General features: G+C 65.1%; 19 protein-coding genes. 7 read left to right on the top strand and 12 right to left on the bottom strand.

What is annotated here, in order from left to right:
• The 3 genes from denD to ACZ9GA_RS18180 form a co-directional block, all read right to left on the bottom strand.
• On the bottom strand, positions 1 to 975 hold the full coding sequence (gene denD, locus ACZ9GA_RS18190) for a D-erythronate dehydrogenase (protein WP_457361378.1): 975 nt from the start codon (positions 973 to 975) through the stop codon (positions 1 to 3).
• 142 nt (positions 976 to 1,117) lie between these two features.
• Entirely contained in the window at positions 1,118 to 1,966 is an 849-nt protein-coding gene (locus ACZ9GA_RS18185) for an ureidoglycolate lyase (RefSeq protein WP_457361379.1), read from the bottom strand.
• 23 nt (positions 1,967 to 1,989) lie between these two features.
• Entirely contained in the window at positions 1,990 to 2,730 is a 741-nt protein-coding gene (locus tag ACZ9GA_RS18180; protein WP_457361380.1) for an SDR family oxidoreductase, read from the bottom strand.
• A gap of 98 nt (positions 2,731 to 2,828) precedes the next feature.
• Here ACZ9GA_RS18180 and ACZ9GA_RS18175 point away from each other — a divergent pair, with 98 nt between their 5' ends.
• Positions 2,829 to 3,758 carry a LysR family transcriptional regulator gene (locus ACZ9GA_RS18175; RefSeq protein WP_455926068.1) on the top strand — a complete coding sequence of 310 codons (930 nt, stop codon included), beginning with the start codon at positions 2,829 to 2,831 and terminating at the stop codon, positions 3,756 to 3,758.
• 316 nt (positions 3,759 to 4,074) lie between these two features.
• On the opposite strand, the gene ACZ9GA_RS18170 is transcribed toward ACZ9GA_RS18175, so the two are convergent.
• From ACZ9GA_RS18170 to ACZ9GA_RS18135, 8 genes are all read right to left on the bottom strand, one after another.
• Positions 4,075 to 4,335, bottom strand: coding sequence for a hypothetical protein (locus tag ACZ9GA_RS18170; RefSeq protein WP_457361381.1), 261 nt, complete (start codon positions 4,333 to 4,335; stop codon positions 4,075 to 4,077).
• Positions 4,336 to 4,726: 391 nt separating this feature from the next.
• The gene (locus tag ACZ9GA_RS18165; RefSeq protein ID WP_457361382.1) at positions 4,727 to 6,406 is read right to left on the bottom strand and encodes an ABC transporter ATP-binding protein/permease; all 1,680 of its coding nucleotides are present in this window, start codon (positions 6,404 to 6,406) and stop codon (positions 4,727 to 4,729) included.
• On the bottom strand, positions 6,403 to 9,177 hold the full coding sequence (locus ACZ9GA_RS18160; protein WP_457361383.1) for a M16 family metallopeptidase: 2,775 nt from the start codon (positions 9,175 to 9,177) through the stop codon (positions 6,403 to 6,405). Before ACZ9GA_RS18160 ends, ACZ9GA_RS18165 begins: the two co-directional genes overlap by 4 nt.
• Before the next feature lie 30 nt (positions 9,178 to 9,207).
• Positions 9,208 to 12,009 (bottom strand): TonB-dependent receptor plug domain-containing protein, encoded by a 2,802-nt coding sequence (locus ACZ9GA_RS18155; protein ID WP_457361384.1) that lies wholly within the window; start codon positions 12,007 to 12,009, stop codon positions 9,208 to 9,210.
• Positions 12,010 to 12,606: 597 nt separating this feature from the next.
• Positions 12,607 to 13,569 carry a FecR family protein gene (locus ACZ9GA_RS18150; RefSeq protein WP_457361385.1) on the bottom strand — a complete coding sequence of 321 codons (963 nt, stop codon included), beginning with the start codon at positions 13,567 to 13,569 and terminating at the stop codon, positions 12,607 to 12,609.
• Between the two features lie 80 nt (positions 13,570 to 13,649).
• On the bottom strand, positions 13,650 to 14,153 hold the full coding sequence (locus ACZ9GA_RS18145) for a sigma-70 family RNA polymerase sigma factor (RefSeq protein WP_457361386.1): 504 nt from the start codon (positions 14,151 to 14,153) through the stop codon (positions 13,650 to 13,652).
• Between the two features lie 112 nt (positions 14,154 to 14,265).
• Positions 14,266 to 15,579 (bottom strand): sensor histidine kinase, encoded by a 1,314-nt coding sequence (locus ACZ9GA_RS18140; protein ID WP_457361387.1) that lies wholly within the window; start codon positions 15,577 to 15,579, stop codon positions 14,266 to 14,268.
• Positions 15,576 to 16,319: a response regulator gene (locus ACZ9GA_RS18135; protein WP_457361388.1), complete on the bottom strand. Its 744-nt coding sequence runs from the start codon at positions 16,317 to 16,319 to the stop codon at positions 15,576 to 15,578. The genes ACZ9GA_RS18140 and ACZ9GA_RS18135 overlap by 4 nt, the downstream gene beginning before the upstream one ends.
• A 184-nt stretch (positions 16,320 to 16,503) precedes the next feature.
• On the opposite strand from ACZ9GA_RS18135, the gene ACZ9GA_RS18130 reads away from it, so the two are divergent.
• The 6 genes from ACZ9GA_RS18130 (at position 16,504) to ACZ9GA_RS18105 (ending at position 21,324) form a co-directional block, all read left to right on the top strand.
• Positions 16,504 to 17,553, top strand: coding sequence for an alpha/beta fold hydrolase (locus tag ACZ9GA_RS18130; protein WP_457361389.1), 1,050 nt, complete (start codon positions 16,504 to 16,506; stop codon positions 17,551 to 17,553).
• 14 nt (positions 17,554 to 17,567) lie between these two features.
• Positions 17,568 to 18,050, top strand: coding sequence for a cytochrome P460 family protein (locus tag ACZ9GA_RS18125; RefSeq protein WP_457361390.1), 483 nt, complete (start codon positions 17,568 to 17,570; stop codon positions 18,048 to 18,050).
• A 373-nt stretch (positions 18,051 to 18,423) separates the two neighbouring features.
• Positions 18,424 to 18,984 carry a YceI family protein gene (locus ACZ9GA_RS18120; RefSeq protein WP_457361391.1) on the top strand — a complete coding sequence of 187 codons (561 nt, stop codon included), beginning with the start codon at positions 18,424 to 18,426 and terminating at the stop codon, positions 18,982 to 18,984.
• Between the two features lie 124 nt (positions 18,985 to 19,108).
• Positions 19,109 to 20,398 (top strand): MFS transporter, encoded by a 1,290-nt coding sequence (locus ACZ9GA_RS18115; protein ID WP_457361392.1) that lies wholly within the window; start codon positions 19,109 to 19,111, stop codon positions 20,396 to 20,398.
• A 174-nt stretch (positions 20,399 to 20,572) separates the two neighbouring features.
• On the top strand, positions 20,573 to 20,704 hold the full coding sequence (locus tag ACZ9GA_RS18110) for an antitoxin VbhA family protein (RefSeq protein WP_457361393.1): 132 nt from the start codon (positions 20,573 to 20,575) through the stop codon (positions 20,702 to 20,704).
• Positions 20,705 to 20,778: 74 nt separating this feature from the next.
• Positions 20,779 to 21,324, top strand: coding sequence for a Fic/DOC family protein (locus ACZ9GA_RS18105; protein WP_476227643.1), 546 nt, complete (start codon positions 20,779 to 20,781; stop codon positions 21,322 to 21,324).
• Positions 21,325 to 21,867: 543 nt separating this feature from the next.
• Here ACZ9GA_RS18105 and ACZ9GA_RS18100 read toward each other — a convergent pair.
• Positions 21,868 to 22,077: a YXWGXW repeat-containing protein gene (locus tag ACZ9GA_RS18100; protein ID WP_457361394.1), complete on the bottom strand. Its 210-nt coding sequence runs from the start codon at positions 22,075 to 22,077 to the stop codon at positions 21,868 to 21,870.
• Positions 22,078 to 22,113 lie beyond the last annotated feature (36 nt).

Here is a 22,113-nt window from a genome sequence, read left to right as displayed (position 1 = left end):
TCAGCGTGGCGCGGTGTCCTCGATGTGCGCCTGGACGATGCTGTCGAAATCGGCGTCGGCGCTGAACCCCAGGCCGCTGGCGTAAGGCGCCTGCACCTGGCTGGGCCAGCTTTCGACGATGCGCTGGATGGTGGCGTCCGGCTCCCAGCGGATCAGCTTCACCGCCTCTGGCCCGGCCACACGCTCAAGGGCGGCGACCATGTCGGCCACGGTAGTGGTCAGGCCGGGCAGGGGGATCACCCGGCGGCTGCCCAGGGTCTCGGGCGCCAGGGTCATGCCCAGCAGCATGGCTTCTACCGCGCGGCGCGGCGAGGACAGGTACACCTGGGTGTCGGGGCGCACCGGGCACACGGCGGGCAGGCCCACCAGCGGCTCGCGGATGATCGAACTGAAGAAGGTCGAGGCGGCCTTGTTCGGCTTGCCGGGGCGCACGGCGATGGTGGGCAGGCGCAGCACGCGGCCGTCGACAAAGCCCTTGCGCGCATAGTCGGCCACCAGCAGTTCGCCCACGGCTTTCTGCATGCCGTAGGAGGATTGCGGGGTCAGCGCGGTGTCATCATTGACCACCACCGGCAGCGCACCGCCGAACACCGCGAAGCCGCTGGCGTAGACCACGCGCGGTTGGCGGCCTTGCTGGCGCAGGGTCTCCAGCAGGGTCATCAGACCGTGCAGGTTGACCTGCATGCCCAAGTCGAAATCGGCCTCGGCGGCGCTGCTGACCACCGCTGCCAGGTGCCACACCAGGTCCACGCCGTCGGTGATGCGCGCCAGGGTGGCGGCGTCGCTGATGTCGCCGGTTACCACGTCCAGGCGCGGGTCGCTGGGCACGCCTTCGCCTGCAAAGGCGTCGAACAGCACGATGCGTTCGATGGCCTTGGCGGGTTGGCCTTGCAGGGTGAGGGTGCCCATGTCCAGCAGGCGCTGGGCCAGTTGCTTGCCGATGAAACCGGTGCCACCGGTGATTAGAATTCGCATGGTGTTTTCCTTATTGTTCTTGGAGTTTTGGGTGGTGCTGATGGCCTCATCGCGAGCAAGCTTTGCTCCCACAGTGTCCACAGCCCCAGAGTCGTACACCTGTGGGAGCAAAGCTTGCTCGCGATGAGGCCCTAAAGGTCAATCAATCAGCCTGTACAGTACGCTGGCGCTGTTCCCCCAACCCGCTGATGCCCAAGCGCATCTCCTGCCCAGGCCGCAAAAACACCGGGTCAGGCTTGATCCCCAACCCCACCCCCGGCGGCGTCCCGGTCGAAATCACATCCCCCGGCTGCAACGACATGCACCGGCTCAAATACGCAATCAACGCCGGAATCTGAAACACCAGGGTCCGCGTATTGCCGTTCTGATACCGATGCCCATCCACCTCCAGCCACAAATCCAGTTCATGCGGGTCGGCAATCTCGTCACGGGTCACCAGCCACGGCCCGATCGGCCCGAAGGTGTCGAAGCCCTTGCCCTTGTCCCAGGTGCCGCCGCGCTCCAGTTGCCACTCGCGCTCCGACACGTCATTGATCACGCAGTAGCCGGCCACATGCTCCAGGGCATTGGCCTCGCTGATGTAGCGCCCGGCTTTGCCGATCACCACGCCCAGTTCCACTTCCCAGTCGGTTTTCTTCGAGTCGCGGGGTATTTGCACGTCGTCGTTGGGGCCGCAGATGGCGCTGGTCCACTTGTTGAAAATCACCGGTTCGCTGGGCACCGCCATGCCGGATTCGGCGGCGTGGTCGGCGTAGTTCAGGCCGATGCAGATGAACTTGCCCACCTGGCCAACGCAGGGGCCAATGCGCGGGTTGCCGGGCACGGCCGGCAGGCTGCGGGCGTCCAGTTGCGCCAGTTTGGCCAGGCCTGCGGCCTCAAGCGTGGCGCCGGCGATGTCCTGCACGTGGCCGCTGAGGTCGCGCAGTTGGCCCTGGTCGTCCAGCAGGCCGGGTTTTTCCTGGCCCTTGGGGCCGTAGCGCAGCAGTTTCATGGTCAGTTCCTGTCAGGGGAAAGTTAGTTGCTCATGCCGCCATCGATGACGTGCACGGTGCCGGTGGTATAGGCGCTGGCGTCCGAGCCCAGGTACAGCGCCAGTTGGGCGATCTCCTCGGGCGTACCCAGGCGGCCCATGGGCTGGCGAGCGACGAAGGCCTGGTACACCTCGGCTTCGGTGCGCTGCTCGGCGCGGGCCTGTTCGGCGATGCGCTGGCGCAGTGACGGCGAATCCACGGTGCCGGGGCAGATGGCATTGCAGCGCACACCCTTGGCCACGTAGTCGGCGGCCACCGATTTGGTCAGGCCGATCACCGCCGCCTTGCTGGCCGAGTAGGCAAAGCGATTGGGCACGCCTTTGACGCTGGAGGCCACCGAGGCCATGTTGACGATGCTGCCGGTGCCTGCCGCCAGCATGCCGGGCAGCAGGGCGCGGATCATGCGGTACATGGCGGTGACGTTGAGGTCGAAGGAGAATTGCCAGGCCTGCTCGTCGCACTCCAGCAGGCTGCCGCTGTGCACGTAGCCGGCGCAGTTGAACAGCGTGTCGACGGTGCCCACTTGCTCGGCCACGGCCTGGATGGCGGCGGGGTCGGTCACGTCCAGCGCCAGGGCCTGGATGCCAGGCACATCGCGCAGGCTGTCGATGTGCAGGTCGGTGGCAATCACCTCAAAGCCGGCCTGTTGAAAGGCCAGTACCGAGGCGCGGCCGATGCCCTGGGCGGCGGCGGTGATGAGAACGCGTTTTCCGGTGACGGTCATGGCGGGTCATCCTGTTGTTATTGTGGGTCAACACTAGGACGGCTTGCCGATAAGCGCCAATGAGATATTCTCAGGGTTCAATAACCGGGGGTTATCGCATGGCGGATGTCTCTTTCAACCAACTGTGCAACTGGCTGCGCTTCCGTCACCTGGTGCTGATCGACACCCTGGCGCGCACCCGCAACATGCACGCCACGGCCGAACAGATGAGCATCAGCCAGCCGGCCGTCAGCAAGATGCTGCGCGAGGCCGAGAAAATGCTCGGCTTCGACCTGTTCCAGCGCCTGCCACGCAGCCTGGTGCCCACCGACCTGGGCGTGCACGTGGCGCGCTACGCACAAATCGCCCTCAACGACGCCCGTCACTTCGTGGGCCAAGTCAACGACCTGCGCGAAGGCGGCCACGGCCTGCTGAAAATCGGCACCATCTTCGCCCCCACCTCCCAGGCCTTGCCCCAGGCCATCGTCGGCATCAAACAGCGCTGGCCGCTGCTGACCCTGGACGTACTGGAAGGCACCAGCGCCAACCTGCTCAGCCTGCTGGAACACAAACAACTGGACTTGGTGATCGCCCGCTTCACCCTCGACCGCCACCGCCAGCTGTTCGACTTCCGCGCCCTGGCCCCCGAGCCGCTGTGCCTGGTTGCGGGCAGCCAGCACCCGCTGGCCCACACCAGCGACCTGCCGCTGGCCGAACTGGGCAACTGGCCGTGGATCGTCTACCCCGCCGGCACCCCCATGCGCGCGCGCCTTGAACGTGCGTTTGCCGAAGCGGGCATGGCGTCGCCGGGCAACACGGTGGAGACCATCTCCATGCAGACCACCCTGCAACTGCTGCAGACGGCGCCGATGCTGGCGATGTTGGCGGAGTCCATGGTGGAGCCGGATATCAAGGCGGGGCGGCTGGTGCGGCTGAACTTGCCGTTTCCGTTGGTGCTGGATGATTACGGGGTGATTACCCGGCGTAATGAGGTGCCGGGGTGGGCGGCGCAGGCGTTTGCTGAGCAGTTGTTGGGGGCTGCCCCGTAGACGAGATTTGCAGCGTGGAGGGTGTGTTCGTCTTGGGTTTTGCAGCGCCGCGTAAATCGCGCGCCGCCCGCGCGGCGCTTCCCGGGCAGAGCCCGGTCCTACGTTTGTTTCGGGCCAGTTATGCCTGTGAGATCACCTCGACCGCCTTGTTGGCACCACCACAAATCTGCAGTGAAAAAACAAGGCGGACCAGGCGATGCCACAGGCATAACTGGCCCGAAACAAACGTAGGACCGGGCTCTGCCCGGGAAGCGCCGCGCGGGCGGCGCTCGATCTCAAGAACGATCAAAAAACCTCGACTAGCACCTAGCCGCCATCACGCGGTACCCCGCAAAAACGCCCCCCGCGCCTCCACCACCTCCAGCACCGCACACCCTTCCTCCAGCAACAAATTCGCCGTATTCACCACCGCCTTCAAATCCTGATCATCACTGTTGCTCAGGGTCAGGCTGCTCAGGCTTTGCATCAGTTCGCGCGCAGTGCCGATGCGGTGCATGGCCAGGGCGTAGAGGGTGTCGAGGGGGGCTTGGGTGTCGAGGAATACGGCGGGGGAGTGGGGTAAAGGTATATAGGACATAGGTAACTCCATTGAGAAAACAGAGCTGCCCTCATCGTCGCCAAACGATGGGTGGCAGCTGTACGCAGGTTGGCGAACCGGTGTTTTCTCAATCCCGGCAGACCCGAAGGTCTCCCGCGCACAGCTGCCATAACGCACACCGCAGGCAAGAGAAGGCCCACGATGATCGTGCTGCGCTGGTGCGCTGAAAAAACAGACGGGTCGCCAAACCCGGTCGCAGAGGTGCTGCAACGGGGGCAGGGTAGCGATCTCTGGCCAGGGGTGCAAGTCGCTGGCGACCTGACCCCGTAGCCGCTGCCGCCAGGCTGCGCTGGCTGCTGTGAACCCGGGAGATCTCCAGTGTGGTTGAGGGCCAGCGCAGCCTGGCGGCAGCGGCTACGGGGGGCGCTTTTCAGGCGGGTTGGGCTTGGGCCCGGTGGTGCGTGCCATGCAGGTTGATGGCGCGATCAAACATCCCCACCAAGCACCCCTGATGCGTAATCCCAACCACCCGGCACAACGGCAGCGCCTCGCGCAGCACCTCCATCATGCGTACCGCCGACGCCTCGTCGAGGTGACTGGTAGCCTCATCCAGATACAACGTATCCGGCCGATGCACCAACGCCCGCGCCAACGACAACCGCTGCTGCTCCCCGCCAGACAGCTGCCGCGCCCACGCCACACACCTCCCCAAATCCTCAGCCAACACCGGCAACCCAACCGCCACCAGCGCCCGCCGCAGCACCTCATCCCCCGGCACCGCAACATCGGGATAAGCCAGCAACTCACGCAACGGCAACACCGGCAAATACGGCGTCTGCGGCAACACCAACGACCGCCCCGGCGGCACTTGCCAGCGCCCTTCAAAGTGCGGCCACAAGCCATGCAAGGTGCGCAGCAGGCTGGACTTGCCTACGCCACTGGCGCCCGCCAACCGCACCCATTCACCGGCATCGACACGCGCGCTGAGCGGCGCCGTCATCGGCTGCCCATCGGGGTACAACACGCGCAGCTGCTCCAGCCGCAGGGTGTCCCCAGGTGTCGAATCGGATAACGGCCGTTGCCTGTCCATGGCCTGCTGAAATTGCCCCAGCCGCTCCACCGTGGCGCTCCACTCCGCCAGCCGCCAGTACATCTTGATAAACCAGCTGAGCGAGCCTTGCACCGCGCTGAACGCGCTACGAATCTGCATCAACCCGCCCAGGGTGATGGTCTTGGCCAGGAAGGCGGGCAGGGCGGCGAACACCGGGATAATCAGGCTGACCCGGTCGTAGCTGACGGTGAACAACCCCAGCCGACACTGCCGGTCCATCAGCCGCCGCCAGTTGTCGGCGATCGCCTGGAAGCGGGCGCGCAGGTAGTGCTGTTCGGCGCCTTCGCCGTGGTACAGCGCGATCTGTTCGGCGTGCTCGCGGTTGCTCATCAGCGCCGAACGAAAATCTGCCTCGCGGCGTTGCTGGTCGTAGTCCAGCCCCTTGAGCGGGGCGCCGATGAAGTGGGTCACCAGGGTGCCGATGGCGGTGTAGGCCACGGCGATCCACACCAGGTAGCCGTGCACGGTGAAGGCGTGGCCGGCGACTTCAAATTGTTGTACGCCGGACAGCTCCCACAGGATCAATACAAAGGCACCCACCTGCGCGAGGTTGGCGATGAACGACACCAGCAGCATGATGCTGCGCGTCACCAGCAGGTCGATGTCTTCGGCGATGCGCTGGTCGGGGTTGTCCGGGCCTTGCTCCAGGCCCAGGCGGTAGAAGGTCTGGTGCTGGAACCAGGCGGTCAAGGTGTGCTCGGTCATGGCCCGGCGCCAACGGATTTCCAGGGCCTTGCGCAGCCAGTCCAGGTACACGGTAACCGCCACGTAGCAGGCCAGGTAGCCGATGTACTGGGTCATCAGGGCGTACAGCGCGGCGGTGTCGAACTGGCCCAGGGTGTCGTAGAAGGTCTTGCTCCAGGCGTTGATCCACACGTTGATCTGCACCAGCAGCAAGCCCATGCCGATCAGGCTGGCCAGCATCACCCAGGCCAGCCATTGCTGGCGGCTGCGCCAGAACGGGCTGGCCAGGCGGATGAAGGTGCGCAGCACGCTCATGGCTGCACCGCCGTTTGTGGGGCAGGCAGCACTTGCAGGCGCACGCTGTTGTCATCGGCGGCCAGGCGCTGGGCCAGTTGCTGCAGGCGCTTGATGTCCAGCGGCGCAGTGAGGTCGCTTTGCTGGCCCAGGTAGCGTGGGTCGCCCCAGCGCTGTTCGCTGAGCATCAGGCGGCGCAGTTGGGTGTCGGGGTCGTCGCGGCGCAGGCGTTCCTTGAGCAGCAGCTGTTGGCGCAGGCGTTGCAGTTGCGCCACGTCGAGGTTGCGCGGCAGCTGGGCCAGGGTCTGGGTTGCCAGTTGCCACAGCTCATCCACCCGCGCCGGGTCGCAGGTGAAGCTCAGGCGGCTTTCGATGCGCTGGGTGTCGGGGTTCAGGTCGGCCTTGAAGTCCAGGCGGTAGATGCCGGCGGCGCGGGTGCGCAGGGCGGCCTTGAGTTGCTGGTTGGCCAGGTCGCGCAGCAGGGCGATACCGACGGCGTCGGCGGGTGTCCAGGGCAGGGCGCTGTAGCGCTCGGCGGTGACGCGGGCGCGGGGTTCCAGGGCGATGTCCAGGGTGGCCTGGCGTTGTCCCGGGCGTTGCAGCTCGGGTTGGCTCGGCAACGGCGTGCCGCGAGGGATCGACGCCAGTTCGCGGTTGACCAGCGGCTCGAGCACCGCAGGTTCCACATCGGCCATCAGGTAGTACGTCACGGGGGCTTGGGACAGTTGATGCCAGTCGCCGTTCAGGTCGTCGACCTGCAAGGCGTCCAGCGCTTGGGGCGTCACGGTCGGTTGAGACCCGTGGCGCAGTTCGCTCAGGCGTGCGGCAGCGGCGTCGTTGGGTTGCTCTGGCAGGCGCTCGGCCAGGTCTGTTTTGGCCGCATCGAAAACCTGGGGGTCAATCCCGCTGACCGACTGGCTCAGGCGATAGCTTTGCAGCAATTGGGGCAGCGCATCGGGTTTGGCGTTCAGGCTGATCGTCAGGCGTTGCGGCAATTGCTCCGTGGACAACGGCGCACCCTGGGTTTGACGCCAGCGTTTGAGCATCGAAGCATCCCAGCCCTCCGGTCCGCTTTGCTGCGCCAATTGCAGGGCCATCTGTGCGCGCCACGGGGCGATGTCCTTCAAGCCATAGCCGGCCGACGACTGCGCCTTGAGCTGGAATTGGCCGTCGGCGCCCTTGCGACGCAGCCATACCAGGCGGTCGCCGTTGCTCAGGTCCCAGTGCTCTACGCGTTCCTTGGGGAACGACTGGCGCAGGGTGATGTGACCGGCCGCAGCAGGCGCCGGCAACGCTGGCAGGGGCGCGACCACAGGCGCGCTGGCCTGCGGTTGTGCCAGGGTGATCGGCTGCTGGCGCAACTGCGCGCGCTGCTGCTCGATCTGGCTGACGGTGGGCATCTCTACGGCGGTGAGGCCACGGGCGCTGAGTTGCATCACCTGGTCCGGCGTGTCGGTCCACAGGCGCAGGCGCTGATTGACGTCTTCCAGGGTGATGCTGTCCAGCACGTGCAGGTAGGCGCGGGCAATGGCGTGCTTGCTTTGCACGTGTTTGTCGGTGGCAGCGACATCGTTGAGGTCATTGACCCATTGCTGGAAGCTGCGGCGGTCGGGCGCTTGCAGCATGCGCTGGGCGATGCCGCGCACTTGCTCGCGCTCGGCGTTGATGTCCGCCCGCTGCAGGCCATGACGACGGGCCCGCTCGATTTCCTCCAGCAATTGCGTCCAGGCCTGGCGATGCTGGCCCGGCTCAGCCCCGGCGGCGATGCCGAGCACAGTGGAGTAATCGCCGATCATGGTTTTCTGCGCGGTCAGGCTGCGCACGCCTTCGGCCTTGGGCTGGCGTTGCAACTGGGCCACCAGCGCGGCCAGGGTCAGGCGGTCGATCAGGCGCTGGCGCAGGCCTTCGCTGCCGGGCTGGCGGCTGGCGGTTTCATGCAGGCGGAACAGCAGGGCCACCTGGCTGCTGCCGCTCTGGCTGTCCTGCAGTTGGAAAATCTTGAGGTGGTTGTCCAGCGGCAGGTCGCGGTTGTCGCGCGCGGGCAGGGCGGTGCCGGCGGGGGCGCCGAGGCTGCGCTGCAACTGGGCCAGCACGGTGGGCGGGTCGATGTCGCCGACTACGTTGACCACCATGTTCTGCGGCTGGTACCAGCGCTGCTGGAAGGCCTGCAATTGCGCCAAGGGCGCCTGCTGAATCGCCGCTTCGTTGCCGATGGTGCGGTGCGCCGGGTAGCGCGAGCCCACGCGCTGCGAGGCGGTGCGCTGCTGGTTCATGCGCTGGGCCACGCCCAGGCCGCCGCGCCATTCCTCGACGACAATGGCGCGCTCGTGGTCAAGGTCGGCGGCGCTGTAATCGGCGGCGAACACCAGATCGCGCAGGGCCTGCAGGCCCTGGTCCAGCTGCGCCACGCCACGGCTGGGGCTGAGCAGGTACTGGGTGCGGTCATAGTTGGTCTGGGCGTTGAAGTGTTTGCCCTGTTCCCAGCCCAGCGCCTGCATGCGCTCGCGCACGGTGCCGGGTTGCTGGCCGTGGCTGTAGAACACCAGGTGCTCCACCAGGTGGGCGACGCCGATTTGCTGTTCGCTTTCATCCACCGAGCCGGCCTTGACGGTCAGCCGCAGGTCCAGGCGACCGGGGTCGTCGGTGGCGCGCACCAGGCGATATTGCAGGCCGTTGGCCAGGGTGCCCTGCACCACGGCAGGGTCCCAGGCTACCGGCTTCTCGGCGGTGGGCAACGATGTGCAGGCGCACAGCAGCACCGGGCCCAGCAGGCCCGTCATCCATAATCTCATCAGGTTTTCTCGTGTAGTAGGGCGATACGGTTAGAAGCGGTAGCCGACTTCAAGCCAGAACTGGCGGCCGGTCTCATAGGAGTTACTGCCCGAGCTGCTGACAATGCCGTTGACCTTGTCCATCACGTTGGTCACGTCCACGGCGGCGAACACCGCTTGCTGCGGGCCGGTGGGGACTTCCCATTTCACCCGCATGTCCCAGGTAGGCGCGCCGGCGACACGGCTTTTTTCGTACACGCTCAGGCTTTCGCCGTCGATCTCGACGGTGTCGCTGGTGGTGGTGATCTGGTCGTACGGGCCGCGGTAGCGCAGGAAGTTGCTGACGGTCAGGTGCCAGTCCGGTACTTCAGTCACGGCCGTCAGGCGCGCGGTCCAGGGGCGGTTGAAGTCCGCAGCGGGCAGTTCGCTGTATTTCATCCGGGTGCCGGCGTAGATCACGTCGGCGTCCACGTACTGGCTGGCGTTGACCACCGAGTCGTAGTCGCCATAGGCGTCCTGGGTGCGCGACCAGTCGAAGGCCAGTTGCAGGCTGGTGGTGGTGCCCTTGAATCTGAAGTCCTCCACCGGGGTGATGGTCAGGCTCACGTTATCGCTGACGCTGGAGCCTTCGTTGGTGTAGGTGTACCAGACAGTGGAGAAGTTGCTGTCGGTGGGCAGGTTCTGGGTTTTGGCAGTGGCGCGCACCACCTTGTCCTTGCCCATGCGCCGCACGTACTTGAGGCGCCAGTCGGCGGCCAGCATGCGCTGGTCCAGGCCCAGCATCAGCTCGTCGTCGTAGGGGATGTCCAGGGTGGAGAACTTGTTGGTGTTCTTCTGCACGGTGCTGGTCCAGGCGCCGGTGTAGCTGGTGCGGGTGTTGTTGGTGATCAGCGCGTTGCGACCGTCGGCCAGGCGGTATTTGAACAGGTTGCGGCCGTAATAGCGGTTGGCGCCGAACACCAGCACGGTGCTGCGGTCGCCGAACAGGTCGTAGTCGCCGGAGAAGCGTGGGGCGATGGTTTTCTTTTCCATGTAGTCGTCGCCTTCAAAGCGCAGGCCCGGGCGCAGGCCCAGCTTGTCCAGCTGCACTTTGTCCTGCAGGTAGAAGGCGTATTTGTTTTCGTCCACTTCGATCTTGCCGGCCCCGTACACCAGCCAGGTACTGGCGAACTGGCGGGTATTGCCGTTGAGCAACGGGCTGACCGAGCAGCCGGTGTCGCCGCTGGCACAGGTGGTGCCATTGTCGCGACGCAAGCCGGTAATGGCGTTGACTTCGTCGGGGCGCTCCCATTCGGCATGGGTGTGGGACAGCTCCACGCCAGTGGTGAAGTTGTGCTCAAGGCCCAGTACCTGCAGTGGGAACCAGTCGGCCTTGGTGGACCAGCTCAGGCTTTGCTGACGCTGATTGAGGTCGCCGAACGAGCCCTCGATGCTGCGCGCGGTATTGCTGCTGGGGTTGCCCCAGTTCTTGGCTTGTGACCAGTACCACCAGGTGATGTCGCTGGCATCGGATTCGCGCGAGCTGGTCAGGTTGGTGAGCGCCAGTTTGTTGGTCCAGGTCGCCGCGTCGCCGTCGTACACGCCCTTGAAGGTGCCCTGCCAGCCGCCATTGTGGGTGGTCCAGCCGGAGTCCTTGCGGTTGGCCACGAAGTAGGTGTTGTCCTCGGGGGCGTAGGTAAACGAGCTGTCCAGGGTCAGGCGTTCGTTGATGTTCCAGGTGGTCTTGATCAGGTAGTTGTCCTGGCGCCGGGTCTGGTCTTTCTGGTTGCTTTGGGTGGTGCTCTGGTAGCCGTCGGTGTAGGCGTTGAGGCCGATGGTGGAGCGTTTCTGGGAGAAGTTCAGCAGCACGCCGAAGTCATCGGTGAGGTGGCCTTCCAGGGTGCCGCGCACGGTGGTCTTGTCGAAATCGGGTTGGTACTGCTCGTTGGACGCAGTGGCGAAGTTGTCCTGGTCCTCGTCGGTCAGGTGGTAGCGGGTCCACTCGGAGCGGGTCATGGACGCCGAGATCTTGCCGTGCAATTGCTGAGTCGGCTGGCGGGTGATGGCGTCGACCACGCCGCCGTTGAAACCGCCGTATTCGGCCGGCACGTTGCTGTCGTAAACGTGCACTTCCTTGAGCAGGTCGGCGTCCAGGGCGATACCGTGGGAGCGGCTGGGCGAGGAGTCGAACTGGCGCACGGCGCCGTAGTCGTGGGCGCCGGGGTCCAGGTCGTTGTTGATCGACACGCCGTCGATCATGAAGTTGTTCTGGTAGTACTTGGCGCCGTTGATGCTGATGTCGGCCGGGGCGATTTCACCTGGCGTGTTGGAGCTTTGCTGGCTGCCGCTGAACTGCACCGAGGGGTGCATGCGCAGCAGGGTGGTGATGTCGCCATTGGCGCCGGGGAAGGCGTGGATGGCCTGCTCGCCGATCACCGTTTCGCCCAGGTAGCCGTTGCCCTGGGGGTTGCCCAGCACCACGGTGTTGCCGATTTCCATCGGCAGGTTGACGCCTTGCTGGGCCTGCAGGCGGCGCAGTATCACGCTGCCGTACAGGTAATCCCAGCCCAGGCCGGTGCCGGCCAGCAAGCGGTCCAGGGCGTCGGCGTTGCTGAAGTTGCCGCTGACCGCGCGCGAGGTGTGATCGGCCAGCAGCAGCGAGTCGATACTCACCTGCAGGCCGCTTTGCTGGCCGAAGCTGATCAGTGCGCTAGCCAGGGGTTGGGCGGGGATATCGAAGCCACGGCTGGCTTGCAATTCGCTGTCGCGGCGGTTGTCCAGCTCGGCGGCGTTCAACGGGAAAGCGCTGAAGGCTGCGCAAAGTCCGAGGATGCGCAGACGGTTGAGATCGCGCCTGTGGTGCAGCTGTGCCATGGTGATTCCCCGTGCCAATCTTGAATGCGAATTGATCGCAGTTGATGTACGAGGCCAATGACGCGGTAGCGCCGAAATTTTTCAGAAAAAGATGAAAATAAAATCAGGAAGGGCGAATTCCACATACATCCGAAGCGGGCAAACAAGGCTGGCAACGCCGATCCAATACTGGTTTTGGGCAATCAGTTCCGGCCTCTCGCGAGCAAGCTTTGCTCCCACAATGTAAGGCCTGACATCGATGGTTGGCTCACCCACTGTGGGAGCACAGCTTGCTCGCGAGAGGCCGGTGCAGATTGCCCACGACCATGGAATCTCCCACAAGCTGAAGCCTGACATCGATGATTGGCTCAACACTGTGGGACCGGGCGAAGCTCGGGAAGCGCACGACTCGGGGTGCCTGGCTGGCCTCTTCCCGAGCTTCGCCCGGTCCCACAGGTATAGGTGCATGTATTGAGTGTTGTGGCGTTGATGAGATCGCGCGCCGCTCGCGCGGCGCTTCCCGGCCACAGGCCGGTCCTACATTTGTTGCAACGTGCCATGGCCTGTTAGGTTAGCGTTGTCAGCCTTGTTGGTTCGACGTTGTAGTTGTGTTGGGCCTCATCGCGACACGATCCACAGATAGCCGCCAAATGCCCGGACATGCCCGCCATGGGGCCCCAGCATCGCCTGTAACGCCAATTCAGGCTCACGCAGGTTGTACAGCCCGGTAATGCGTTGATCGGCCAGCCCGGCATCATTGAGCACAATCCGCCCCGGCACATACCGCGCAAGCGTGCGAATCACATCCCCCAGTCGCTGGTTGTCCACGATCAGCTGCCCATTGCGCCACGGCGCTACCTGGCTCACCGGCACACTGGCCAGGGTCGCGGCATGGCTGCGCTCGTCCACGCTGAGGGTCTGCCCGGCCGTCAGGCCCGGGCTCAGCACTTGCTGGCGGCTGTCGGTGACCTGCACCGAACCATGATCCACCGCCACCCGTTGCCCTTGGGGCTGCAGTTCAACGTTGAACGCCGTGCCGGTCACTCGCACGTCAAGGCCCGCCGCCTGCACATGAAACGGCCGCGCCGCATCCGGCGCCACCTCGAAAAACGCTTGCCCGCGCAGCAGGGTCACGTCACGGCGATGCTCGCCCAGCTTGACTGCAATGGCGCTGCCCGCGTCCAGGCGCACCACGCTGCCGTCGGCCAGTGGAATGCTTTGCTGCTCGGCCACGCCCGTGCGGTAGTCGGACTGCAGGTTCAGCCACAGGCGGGGTGCCAGGGCGATCACCAGGCAGGCGGCGATACCGACGGCCAGCACCTGGGGCCAGCGCCGCCGTGGCTTGAGGGTGACCACGTCGGCGCTCGGCTGCGGCCACTGCGCGGTGGTGGCGGGCAACAGCTGCCCGGTCAGTTGCCACACGCGCTCGGCCTTGCGGTACGCGGTGGCATGGGCCGGGTCGGCGTCCAGCCACTGTTGCAGGGCGGTACGCAGCGGCGCATCTTCAGGCGCTTGCTGTACGCGCATCAGCCATTCCAGGGCTGTATCGCGCAGGTGGCTGGCCGGGTCCTTGTCGGTCATGGGGCAGGGGGCTTCCGTGGCAGGCAAAAGGGGCAAGGGTCGCATATCCCGTGCGCTGCGGCTATGGTCGGCGGTGTTCATCAGCGCTCCAGACGCTCCATGCAATGGGCCAGGGCGTCATGCACCAACTGGTGCACCAGGGCGGTGGATACCCCCAGGGTTTCGGCGATCTGCTGCAGGGTGAAGCCGCCCAGGCGGTGCATCTCGAAGGCCAGTTGCGTGCGCTTGGGCAGTTCGGCCAAGGCATCGCTCAGGGCTTGCAGCTCATGCTGGCCGGCCACCTGGCGTTCGGGGCCGGCGTCCTTGGCTTCCAGGCTGTCCAGGGTGTCGTGGCCGTCGGGCTGGCGGCGCTCGGTGGCCAAGCGGCGGGTGAGGTCGTAGGCCAGGTTGCGCACCACGCGGTACAGGTAGGCCACCGGGTTGTGAATGGCCAGCGAGTCGTCCAGGCGGTCGCCAAAGCGCAGCCACGCGTCCTGCACCACGTCTTCGGCGCGGGCGCGGCAGCCGGTGATGTGCGCGGCATAGTCGATCAGGGCCGGACGATGGGTCAGGTACAGGCTGAGGGTGTCAGCGCGCGCATTCACAGGGCAGGGGCTCTTTGACGAGGCTGGAAAGCCGCGCATGCTATTTCAAATGATAGTCATTATCAATAACGCAATTGCACCGTTGTCGCGAAATTGTGTGCGTATGTTTCCGTCATCCACGGTCAGGCTGTAACACCACCTCGGCACATAACCCGCCGCCTTCACGGTTGTACAGCCGCAGACCGCCTCCCAGGCTCACCGCCAGTTGCGAGGCAATCGCCAGCCCCAACCCGGTGCCGCCGGTATCGCGGTTGCGCGAATTCTCCAGGCGATGAAACGGCTTGAGTACATCGCGCAGCGCCTCCTCGGGAATCCCCGGACCACAATCCAGCACCCTCAGGCAGCAGCCGCCATCCGGCAACTCGGTGGCCTGCAATTGCGCGGCACCGGCGTACTTCAGGGCGTTGTCCAGCAGGTTGGTCAGCAAGCGCCGCAGTGCCTGGGGACGGGTGTCCAGCAGCAGGGCGGGGCTTTCGAGCAGTTGCACGTCCTTGCCGGTGTCGTGGTAGTCGCCCACCAGGCTGTGCAGGAAGGGCGTCAGTTGCAGCCGGCAACGGGGCTCGCTGGACGGCTCGCTGCTGCGCGCGTAGGCCACGCCTTCCTTGACCAGGTGCTGGATCTCGCTGAGGTCGTTGAACAGACGGTCCTTGTCGGGACTGTCGTCCATGAATTCCACGCGCAGTTTCATGCGGGTGATGGGGGTTTGCAGGTCGTGGGAGATGGCCGCCAGCAGTTGCACGCGCTCTTTCACGTAGGCGGCGATGCGCTGCTGCAGGGTGTTGAAGGCGATGGCGGCGTAGGCCACTTCGGTGGGGCCGGTTTCGTCCAGGTGCACTGGGTGGCGCTTGAGGTCCAGGTGGTCGACGGCCTGGGCCAGGCGCGTCAGCGGGCGCACGGCGGTGCGTACCGCCAGCCAGGTGGCGGCCAGCAGCAGGGCCAGTTGGCCGAGCAAGGACAGCGGCAGCCATGGCGACACCGGGCTCACCTGCGGGCGTACGTCGATGGTCAGCGGCTGGCCATCCTTGAGGCTCAGGTGGGCCTGGTAGTGGGGGCGGCTGTCGGGGATGGTGCGGAAGGTGAGGGGGTACTCAGGGCCCAGGGTCATGCGCATGGACTGCACCGAGGTGGGCTCCTCATCCGCGGTCAGGTCCTTGCCCGGCGCGCCCTGGTCCAGTTGGTAGCGGTAATTGGGCCGCTCCAGGCGCTTGAGCCAGGCGGGGCGCTCGGCGGCGGGCAGGCGTTCGAGAATGGCTACCGAGGTGGCCAGGTCGCGCTCGAAATTGCCCAGCATCAGGGTTTTGGCGCTGCTGTAGCGCTCGTAGGCCTGCAGCCCGATGGACAGCCCCTGGGCCAGCACCAGGCTGGCGAGGAAGATCAATGACAGGCGCGAGGCGAGGGTGCGCGGCCAGCGCAGCCATCGGCTCATGGCGCGTCCCCGAGCACCTGCACCGGGAAGCTGAACACGTAGCCTTCGTTGCGCACGGTCTTGATGTAGGCGGGGTCGCGGGCGTCGTCCAGCAGGCGCTGGCGCAGGCGGCTGATCATCAGGTCGATGGAGCGATCGAACAGGTCGGCGTCGCGGCCCTGGGTCAGGTTCAGCAACTGGTCGCGGCTGAGCACCCGCTGCGGGTGGTCGAGGAACACGCGCAACAGGCGGTATTCGGCGCCGCTCAGGGTCACTACCGAGTCGTCCTCGGCCAGCAGGTGGCGGGCGGTGGTGTCCAGCCGCCAGGCGCCGAAGGCCAGGCGGCGCACCTGTTCGGTGACCATCAGGTTGGGCGGCAGCATGCGCGTGCGCCGCAGCACGGCGTTGATGCGGGCCAGCAGTTCGCGGGCCACGAAGGGTTTGACCAGGTAATCGTCGGCGCCCATTTCCAGGCCGATGATGCGGTCGGTGTCGTCGTCGCGGGCGGTCAGCATCAGCACCGGCGTGTAGCGATGCTTGCCGGCGCGCAGCTCGCGGCACAGCACCAGGCCATCGTCGCCGGGCAGCATGATGTCCAGCACGATCAGGTCCACCTGGCCGGCTTCCAGGAAGGCGCGCATCTGCCGGCCATCGGCGGCCAGGGTGGTGCGCAGGCCGTTCTTTTTCAGGTAGTTGCCTACCAGTTCGCGGATTTCGCGATCGTCATCGACGATCAGTACATGGTCGACGCGGGAGTCCATGGCAGCGTCCAGGCAGGGAGGTGGAGGGCAGTCTAACAAGAGGGCTGGGGCTAATGTATCTGTTTGTATCTGGATGCGTTGCAGATACGAAAGGCTGCTTTCACCCGGTGCCCGCGAAACATCGCGTACACATCCGCAGGGCGAAATAGCCCCATCGAGAACGCCACCCCACAGGAGCTTCATCATGGACATGACTCACACCACCGCCCCGCGCCGCCGCCTGTTTGCCGTATCGCTGGTGGCCGCCGCCGTGCTGCAACTGGGCGGCCTGGTCGGCGCCAACGCCGCCGAAGCCGCCGCTCCGCAGATTGGCCCCATCAGCGTTGGCAGCCACACCGAGTTCGGTGCGCTGAATCATGTGAAGGCCGGCCTGCTGGATGTGGCCTACGCCGAGGTGGGTCCGGCCGATGGCCCGGTGGTGATCCTGCTGCACGGCTGGCCCTACGACATCCACAGCTACACCGACGTGGCGCCGGCCCTGGCCGCGCAGGGCTACCGGGTGCTGATCCCTTATGCCCGCGGTTACGGCGACACGCACTTCCTGTCGGCCAAGACCCCGCGCAACGGCGAGCCGGCCGCGCTGGCCCAGGACCTGATCGACTTCATGGACGCCCTGCACGTGAAGCAGGCCGTTTTGGGTGGCTACGACTGGGGTGCGCGCACCGCCGACATCGTCGCGGCCCTGTGGCCAGAGCGGGTCAAGGCGCTGGTGGCCGTCAGCGGTTATTTGATCGGTGGCCAGGAAGCCGGCAAGGCGCCGCTGCCACCGGCGGCTGAATTGCAGTGGTGGTACCAGTTCTACTTCGCCACCGAGCGCGGCCGCCTGGGCTATGAGAAAAACACCCACGACTTCGCCAAGCTGATCTGGAAACTGGCCTCGCCGAAGTGGAATTTCGACGACGCCACCTACGACCGCAGCGCTGCTGCCCTGGCCAACCCCGACCACGTGGCCGTGTCGATTTTCAACTACCGCTGGCGCCTGGGGCTGGTCAAGGGCGAGGCGCGCTACGCCGCTGTCGAGCAGAAACTGGCTGCATCGCCCTCCATCAGCGTGCCCACCATCACCCTGGAAGGCGACGCCAACGGCGCCCCGCACCCACCGGCCGAGGCCTACGCCAAACGCTACACCGGCAAGTACGACTACCGCCTGATCAGCGGCGGGGTGGGTCACAACCTGCCGCAGGAAGCACCGCAGGCGTTTGCCCAGGCCATCGTCGACGCAGACCACCTGTGAACAAGGAGGCGGCCATGAAACTGAGGACCTTGTTGACCTGGTGCACCCTGGCCGCCAGTAGCGCAGCACTGGCTGACAGCGCAGTGTCGCCGATCTACGGCGTCAGCCTGCCGGACGGTTACCGCAAGTGGGAGCTGATTGCGCCGGCCGTGGAGGCGGCGCCCCTGAATGAACTGCGCACGGTGCTGGGCAATGACAAGGCCATCCAGGCCTACCAGTCCGGCCAGGTGCCGTTCCCTGACGGCACCGTATTGGTGAAGCTGGCCTGGAAGCACGTGCCGTCGCCGGAGTTCGACCCGGCGTCGATCCCGGGCGCGGCCACCACGGTGCAGGTGATGGTCAAGGACGCCAAGCGTTATGCCGCCACGGGTGGCTGGGGCTTTGGTCGTTTCATCAATGGCCAGCCGGCGGATGAGGCCCAGCACCAGACCTGTTTTGCCTGTCATCAGGCCAAGGTGCAGAACCATGATTATGTGTTTACTCGGTTTGCGCCTTGAAGGCAGGTGCTTGTCTTGGGTTTTGCAGTGCCGCGTAAATCGCGCGCCGCCCGCGCGGCGCTTCCCGAGGTTCCCTCGGTCCCACATCTGTTTCGGGCCAATTTTGTCTGTGAGATCACCTCGTCCGCTCTGTTTGTTCACTGCAGATCTGTAGTAAAAAAACAAGGCGGACCAGATGATGGCACTGGCATAACTGGCCCGAAACAGATGTGGGACCGAGGGAACCTCGGGAAGCGCCGCGCGGGCGGCGCTCGATCCCATGAACGACATAAGCCCCAAGACATGCACCCGGTGGCCTTGACGCAATCCCGCGCCACCCCCAAAAAAGCACCAAGCTACACTGAATTTATCGCACCCCCCGCCGGAACAACCCATGAACCTCGCCACCCTACGCTTCACCGCCCTGGCCGCCGCCCTGGCCCTCGGGCCGGCGAGCGGTGCCGAGTACACGGACGTCAACCCCACCGCCAGCACCCTGAGCTTCAACTACAACCAGATGGGCTCGAAGCTGTACGGCACCTTCACCCGGTTCGTCGCCAGCCTGGCCTTCGACACCGAGCACCCCGAGGCCGCACAGGCCAGCCTGACCATCGAGCTGGACAGCATCAACCCCGGCAGCGAAGACGCCAAGGCCGAGCTGCGCAAACCCGCCTGGTTCAACACCGCCGATTACCCGACGGCCACCTTCCAATCCACCCGCGTCGAGGCCCAGGGCGACAACCGCTACCTGATCACCGGCAACCTGACCCTGCGCGGCATGACCCGTGAAGTGACCGTGCCGGTGTTGCTGACCTCGCAGAGCGGCATCGGCATCTTCGACGGCGCGCTGGTGATCAAGCGCAGCGACTTCAAGGTGGGGGCGGGGGAGTGGGCGGACAATGTGGTGTCGGATGACATCGATGTGCGCTTTCGCATGGTGGTGCCGCAGCGGTAAACCAATAACCAGCCGTTATCGCCCGATGGAATGTTGTCATTGGGCAAACCCGCCCCTGCTGGCTAGAGTGCAACCACGCCCGCGTTTCAAGCCGTGAGGCGTCAACCGCTCACAGAGGCGCGTCATGAAAACAATAAAAAGCTTCAAGACCCTGACCATCGTTTTTCTGTTCCTGATCGGCGTGGTCAATTACCTGGACCGCAGCGCGCTGTCCATCGCCAACACCTCCATCCAGCACGACCTGAGCATCAGCCCCACGCAGATGGGCTTTTTGCTGTCGGCGTTTTCCCTGGCCTATGCCTTTTCGCAGTTGCCCATGGGCGCGCTGATCGATCGGCTGGGCAGCAAGCTGGCGTTGGGCGGCTCGTTGATTGTCTGGTCGCTGGCGCAGGCGGCGTTCGGGCTGTTCAGCCAGTTCGGGCATCTGTTGGGCATGCGCGTGCTGCTGGGTATCGGCGAGGCGCCGGTGTTCCCGTCGGCGGCCAAGGCGCTGTCGGAGTGGTTCGACACCCAGGAGCGCGGCACCGCCACCGGCTGGGTGTGGTCGGCGACCTGCATCGGGCCGTGCCTGGCGCCGCCCCTGCTGACGCTGTTCATGGTGCACCTGGGCTGGCGCGGAATGTTCGTGCTCACCGGCGCCATCGGCCTGGTGCTGGCGGCGTGCTGGTTCGCCTTCTACAAGAGCAAGGCGCAGTACATGGCCGAGACCGGTCGTGCCGAGCCGCAGCCCGTGCAGGCCAAGCCGGCAGCGCGCCTGCCGTGGTCGGCGCTGTTGCGGGACCGCAATACCTGGGGCGCTTTCCTGGGCTTCATGGGCGTGATCTACATGATCTGGCTGCACCTGACCTGGATGCCCGGCTACTTCGAAAAACAGCATGGCCTGGACCTGTACAGCACCGCCTGGCTGGTGTCGCTGGCCTACCTGTTTGGCGCCGCCGGTACGGTGGTAGCGGGCAAGGCCTGCGATGCGTTGGTGGCGCGCGGGATGAAGGTGCTGGCCAGCCGCAAACTGGTGATCATCACCGGGTTGCTGGGCGGGGCATTGTTCACCCTGATCGTCGCCTTCGTCAGCAACGTGGTGGCGTGCGTGGCGTTGCTGTGTGCGGCACTGTTCTTCATCAACATCTCCAGCGCCACGGCGTGGATGATCGTCAACACCATCGTGCCGTCGCAGCGGGTGGCGTCGTTCGGCTCCATTCAGAACTTCGGCGGTTACCTGGCCGGCTCCATCGCGCCGATCCTCACCGGTTTCAGCGTGCAGCAAAGCGGCTCGTTTTCCTCCGCGTTCGTGATCAGCGCGGTGGTGGCCACCTGCTCGGCGCTGGCGTACTTCCTGCTGCTCAAAGAACCGTCCACCACCACTTCTGTAGCAGTTGCCGAAGGCGACGTCCGCGCCCAACCCCGTTCAGCCTGATGCGATGCCCCAAAAAGACAGCGACTACGGGCCAATTCCGGTCATCGCCTGCAACCGGTTGGCTGCGGCGATGTCGCCTGGAAAGTGTTATCTTGAGGGTTCATTGAATCAACAAGGGTAAACCCTGTGACGACTCGTGATCTGGAAACGCGTGGCGCATACGTTGCGCATGTAATGGCCACCAACATCCTGGAGGGAGCCCGTACAAGCGCTTTTTTTGCTGACAAGCTGGCCGAGTACCGCGAAGGAAAAATTTCGTCCGCGCAGTTGGTGGCGGCGACTAAGGCACGCTATAGCGCTAAATGATCGACGAACATCACTACTACTCAGGCGAGTAGCGCGTTCAGGATGATCCATACGTCTACTCCAACGGCGTCCTCATCAATTCACTTGATATCCGTGAAACCGCCGCCCTCAATGAGGCCGAGGCAGACTTTGCTTCTGCCCGGATTATTCAGCTTCAGGAATCGCCTCTGGAGGGAGACTTTTCCCTGCAGCACCTGCAGGCGTTCCATCACTTCATATTCCAGGATATCTACCCCTGGGCCGGGCAACTTCGCCAAGTCGACATAGGCAAGAACGACACTATTTTTCTCTCGCATAGTGCGATCGAACTGACATTTCAGGAAGTATCCGAGCGATTGGCCACAACCCGTTGTCTCGCTGACTTGCAGGGCAATCTCGGTGCGTTCTCCAGTGAAGCCGGCGTCGTGCTTGGAGAAATAAACCACATTCACCCATTCCGTGAGGGTAACGGGCGAACCCAGCGCGAGTTTCTGGACGTGTTGGCCCGCCGGGCAGGATTCATCCTTGAATGGGGTGGCGTGTCGAAGTTGGCAATGCGCGATGCCTGTATTAGTGCGCAAACCGACCCGTGCTGCTTGGCGTTGGCGAAGCTGATTCGGTTGAGTGCCAAATCGCTTTAGATGGCATCGGCGATAAATCAGGCAAGCGGGTTTCCCGTAGCCGCTGCCGCAGGCTGCGCAGGCCCTAGGCCCACTGGAGAACTGCAGCGCACTCAGGTGCCAGCGCAGCCTGGCGGCAGCGGCTACACCACCGCACCGTAGCCGCTGCCGCAGGCTGCGCAGGCCCTAGGCCCACTGGAGATCTGCAGCGCACTCAGGTGCCAGCGCAGCCTGGCGGCAGCGGCTACACCACCGCACCGTAGCCGCTGCCGCAGGCTGCGCAGGCCCTAGGCCCACTGGAGATCTGCAGCGCACGCAGGTGCCAGCGCAGCCTGGCGGCAGCGGCTACACCACCGCACCGTAGCCGCTGCCGCAGGCTGCGCAGGCCCTGGGCCCACTGGAGAACTGCAGCGCACTCAGGTGCCAGCGCAGCCTGGCGGCAGCGGCTACACCACCGCACCGTAGCCGCTGCCGCAGGCTGCGCAGGCCCTGGGCCCACTGGAAATCTGCAGCGCACTCAGGTGCCAGCGCAGCCTGGCGGCAGCGGCTACGGGTTACGGCGTTTCAGTAGCGCCAATGCCCCGGCACCCACACCCAGCGGCCTGGGCCCCAGCGGTAGTGGCCTTGCACCCAGTGATAGCCCGGCGCCGGCAGGACCGGCACTACCTCCACCGGCGGGGGCGGGCGGCGCGGGTGGGCGGGTTCGATGATGCAGCCCGACAGGGATGTCGCCACCAGTGCGGCGACAACGGCGGCCTTGAATGTCTTGAACATGGACGGTTCCTTGCGTGAACAACAGCCGCGCCCACG

It is taken from the genome of Pseudomonas sp. TE3644 (assembly GCF_056278815.1).
The sequence above is the reverse complement of the archived record's forward strand: the minus strand, read 5'-3'. Positions and strand labels throughout refer to the sequence as shown.

Coding starts and splice junctions, on each gene's coding strand:
- ACZ9GA_RS18110 (WP_457361393.1), top strand. CDS start 20,573: ATGGCCACCAACATCCTGGAGGGAGCCCGTACAAGCGCTTTTTTTGCT.
- ACZ9GA_RS18115 (WP_457361392.1), top strand. CDS start 19,109: ATGAAAACAATAAAAAGCTTCAAGACCCTGACCATCGTTTTTCTGTTC.
- ACZ9GA_RS18180 (WP_457361380.1), bottom strand. CDS start 2,730: ATGACCGTCACCGGAAAACGCGTTCTCATCACCGCCGCCGCCCAGGGC.
- ACZ9GA_RS18140 (WP_457361387.1), bottom strand. CDS start 15,579: ATGAGCCGATGGCTGCGCTGGCCGCGCACCCTCGCCTCGCGCCTGTCA.
- ACZ9GA_RS18165 (WP_457361382.1), bottom strand. CDS start 6,406: ATGAGCGTGCTGCGCACCTTCATCCGCCTGGCCAGCCCGTTCTGGCGC.
- ACZ9GA_RS18185 (WP_457361379.1), bottom strand. CDS start 1,966: ATGAAACTGCTGCGCTACGGCCCCAAGGGCCAGGAAAAACCCGGCCTG.
- denD (WP_457361378.1), bottom strand. CDS start 975: ATGCGAATTCTAATCACCGGTGGCACCGGTTTCATCGGCAAGCAACTG.
- ACZ9GA_RS18130 (WP_457361389.1), top strand. CDS start 16,504: ATGGACATGACTCACACCACCGCCCCGCGCCGCCGCCTGTTTGCCGTA.
- ACZ9GA_RS18175 (WP_455926068.1), top strand. CDS start 2,829: ATGGCGGATGTCTCTTTCAACCAACTGTGCAACTGGCTGCGCTTCCGT.
- ACZ9GA_RS18150 (WP_457361385.1), bottom strand. CDS start 13,569: ATGACCGACAAGGACCCGGCCAGCCACCTGCGCGATACAGCCCTGGAA.
- ACZ9GA_RS18170 (WP_457361381.1), bottom strand. CDS start 4,335: ATGTCCTATATACCTTTACCCCACTCCCCCGCCGTATTCCTCGACACC.
- ACZ9GA_RS18120 (WP_457361391.1), top strand. CDS start 18,424: ATGAACCTCGCCACCCTACGCTTCACCGCCCTGGCCGCCGCCCTGGCC.
- ACZ9GA_RS18160 (WP_457361383.1), bottom strand. CDS start 9,177: ATGAGATTATGGATGACGGGCCTGCTGGGCCCGGTGCTGCTGTGCGCC.
- ACZ9GA_RS18155 (WP_457361384.1), bottom strand. CDS start 12,009: ATGGCACAGCTGCACCACAGGCGCGATCTCAACCGTCTGCGCATCCTC.
- ACZ9GA_RS18125 (WP_457361390.1), top strand. CDS start 17,568: ATGAAACTGAGGACCTTGTTGACCTGGTGCACCCTGGCCGCCAGTAGC.
- ACZ9GA_RS18100 (WP_457361394.1), bottom strand. CDS start 22,077: ATGTTCAAGACATTCAAGGCCGCCGTTGTCGCCGCACTGGTGGCGACA.
- ACZ9GA_RS18135 (WP_457361388.1), bottom strand. CDS start 16,319: ATGGACTCCCGCGTCGACCATGTACTGATCGTCGATGACGATCGCGAA.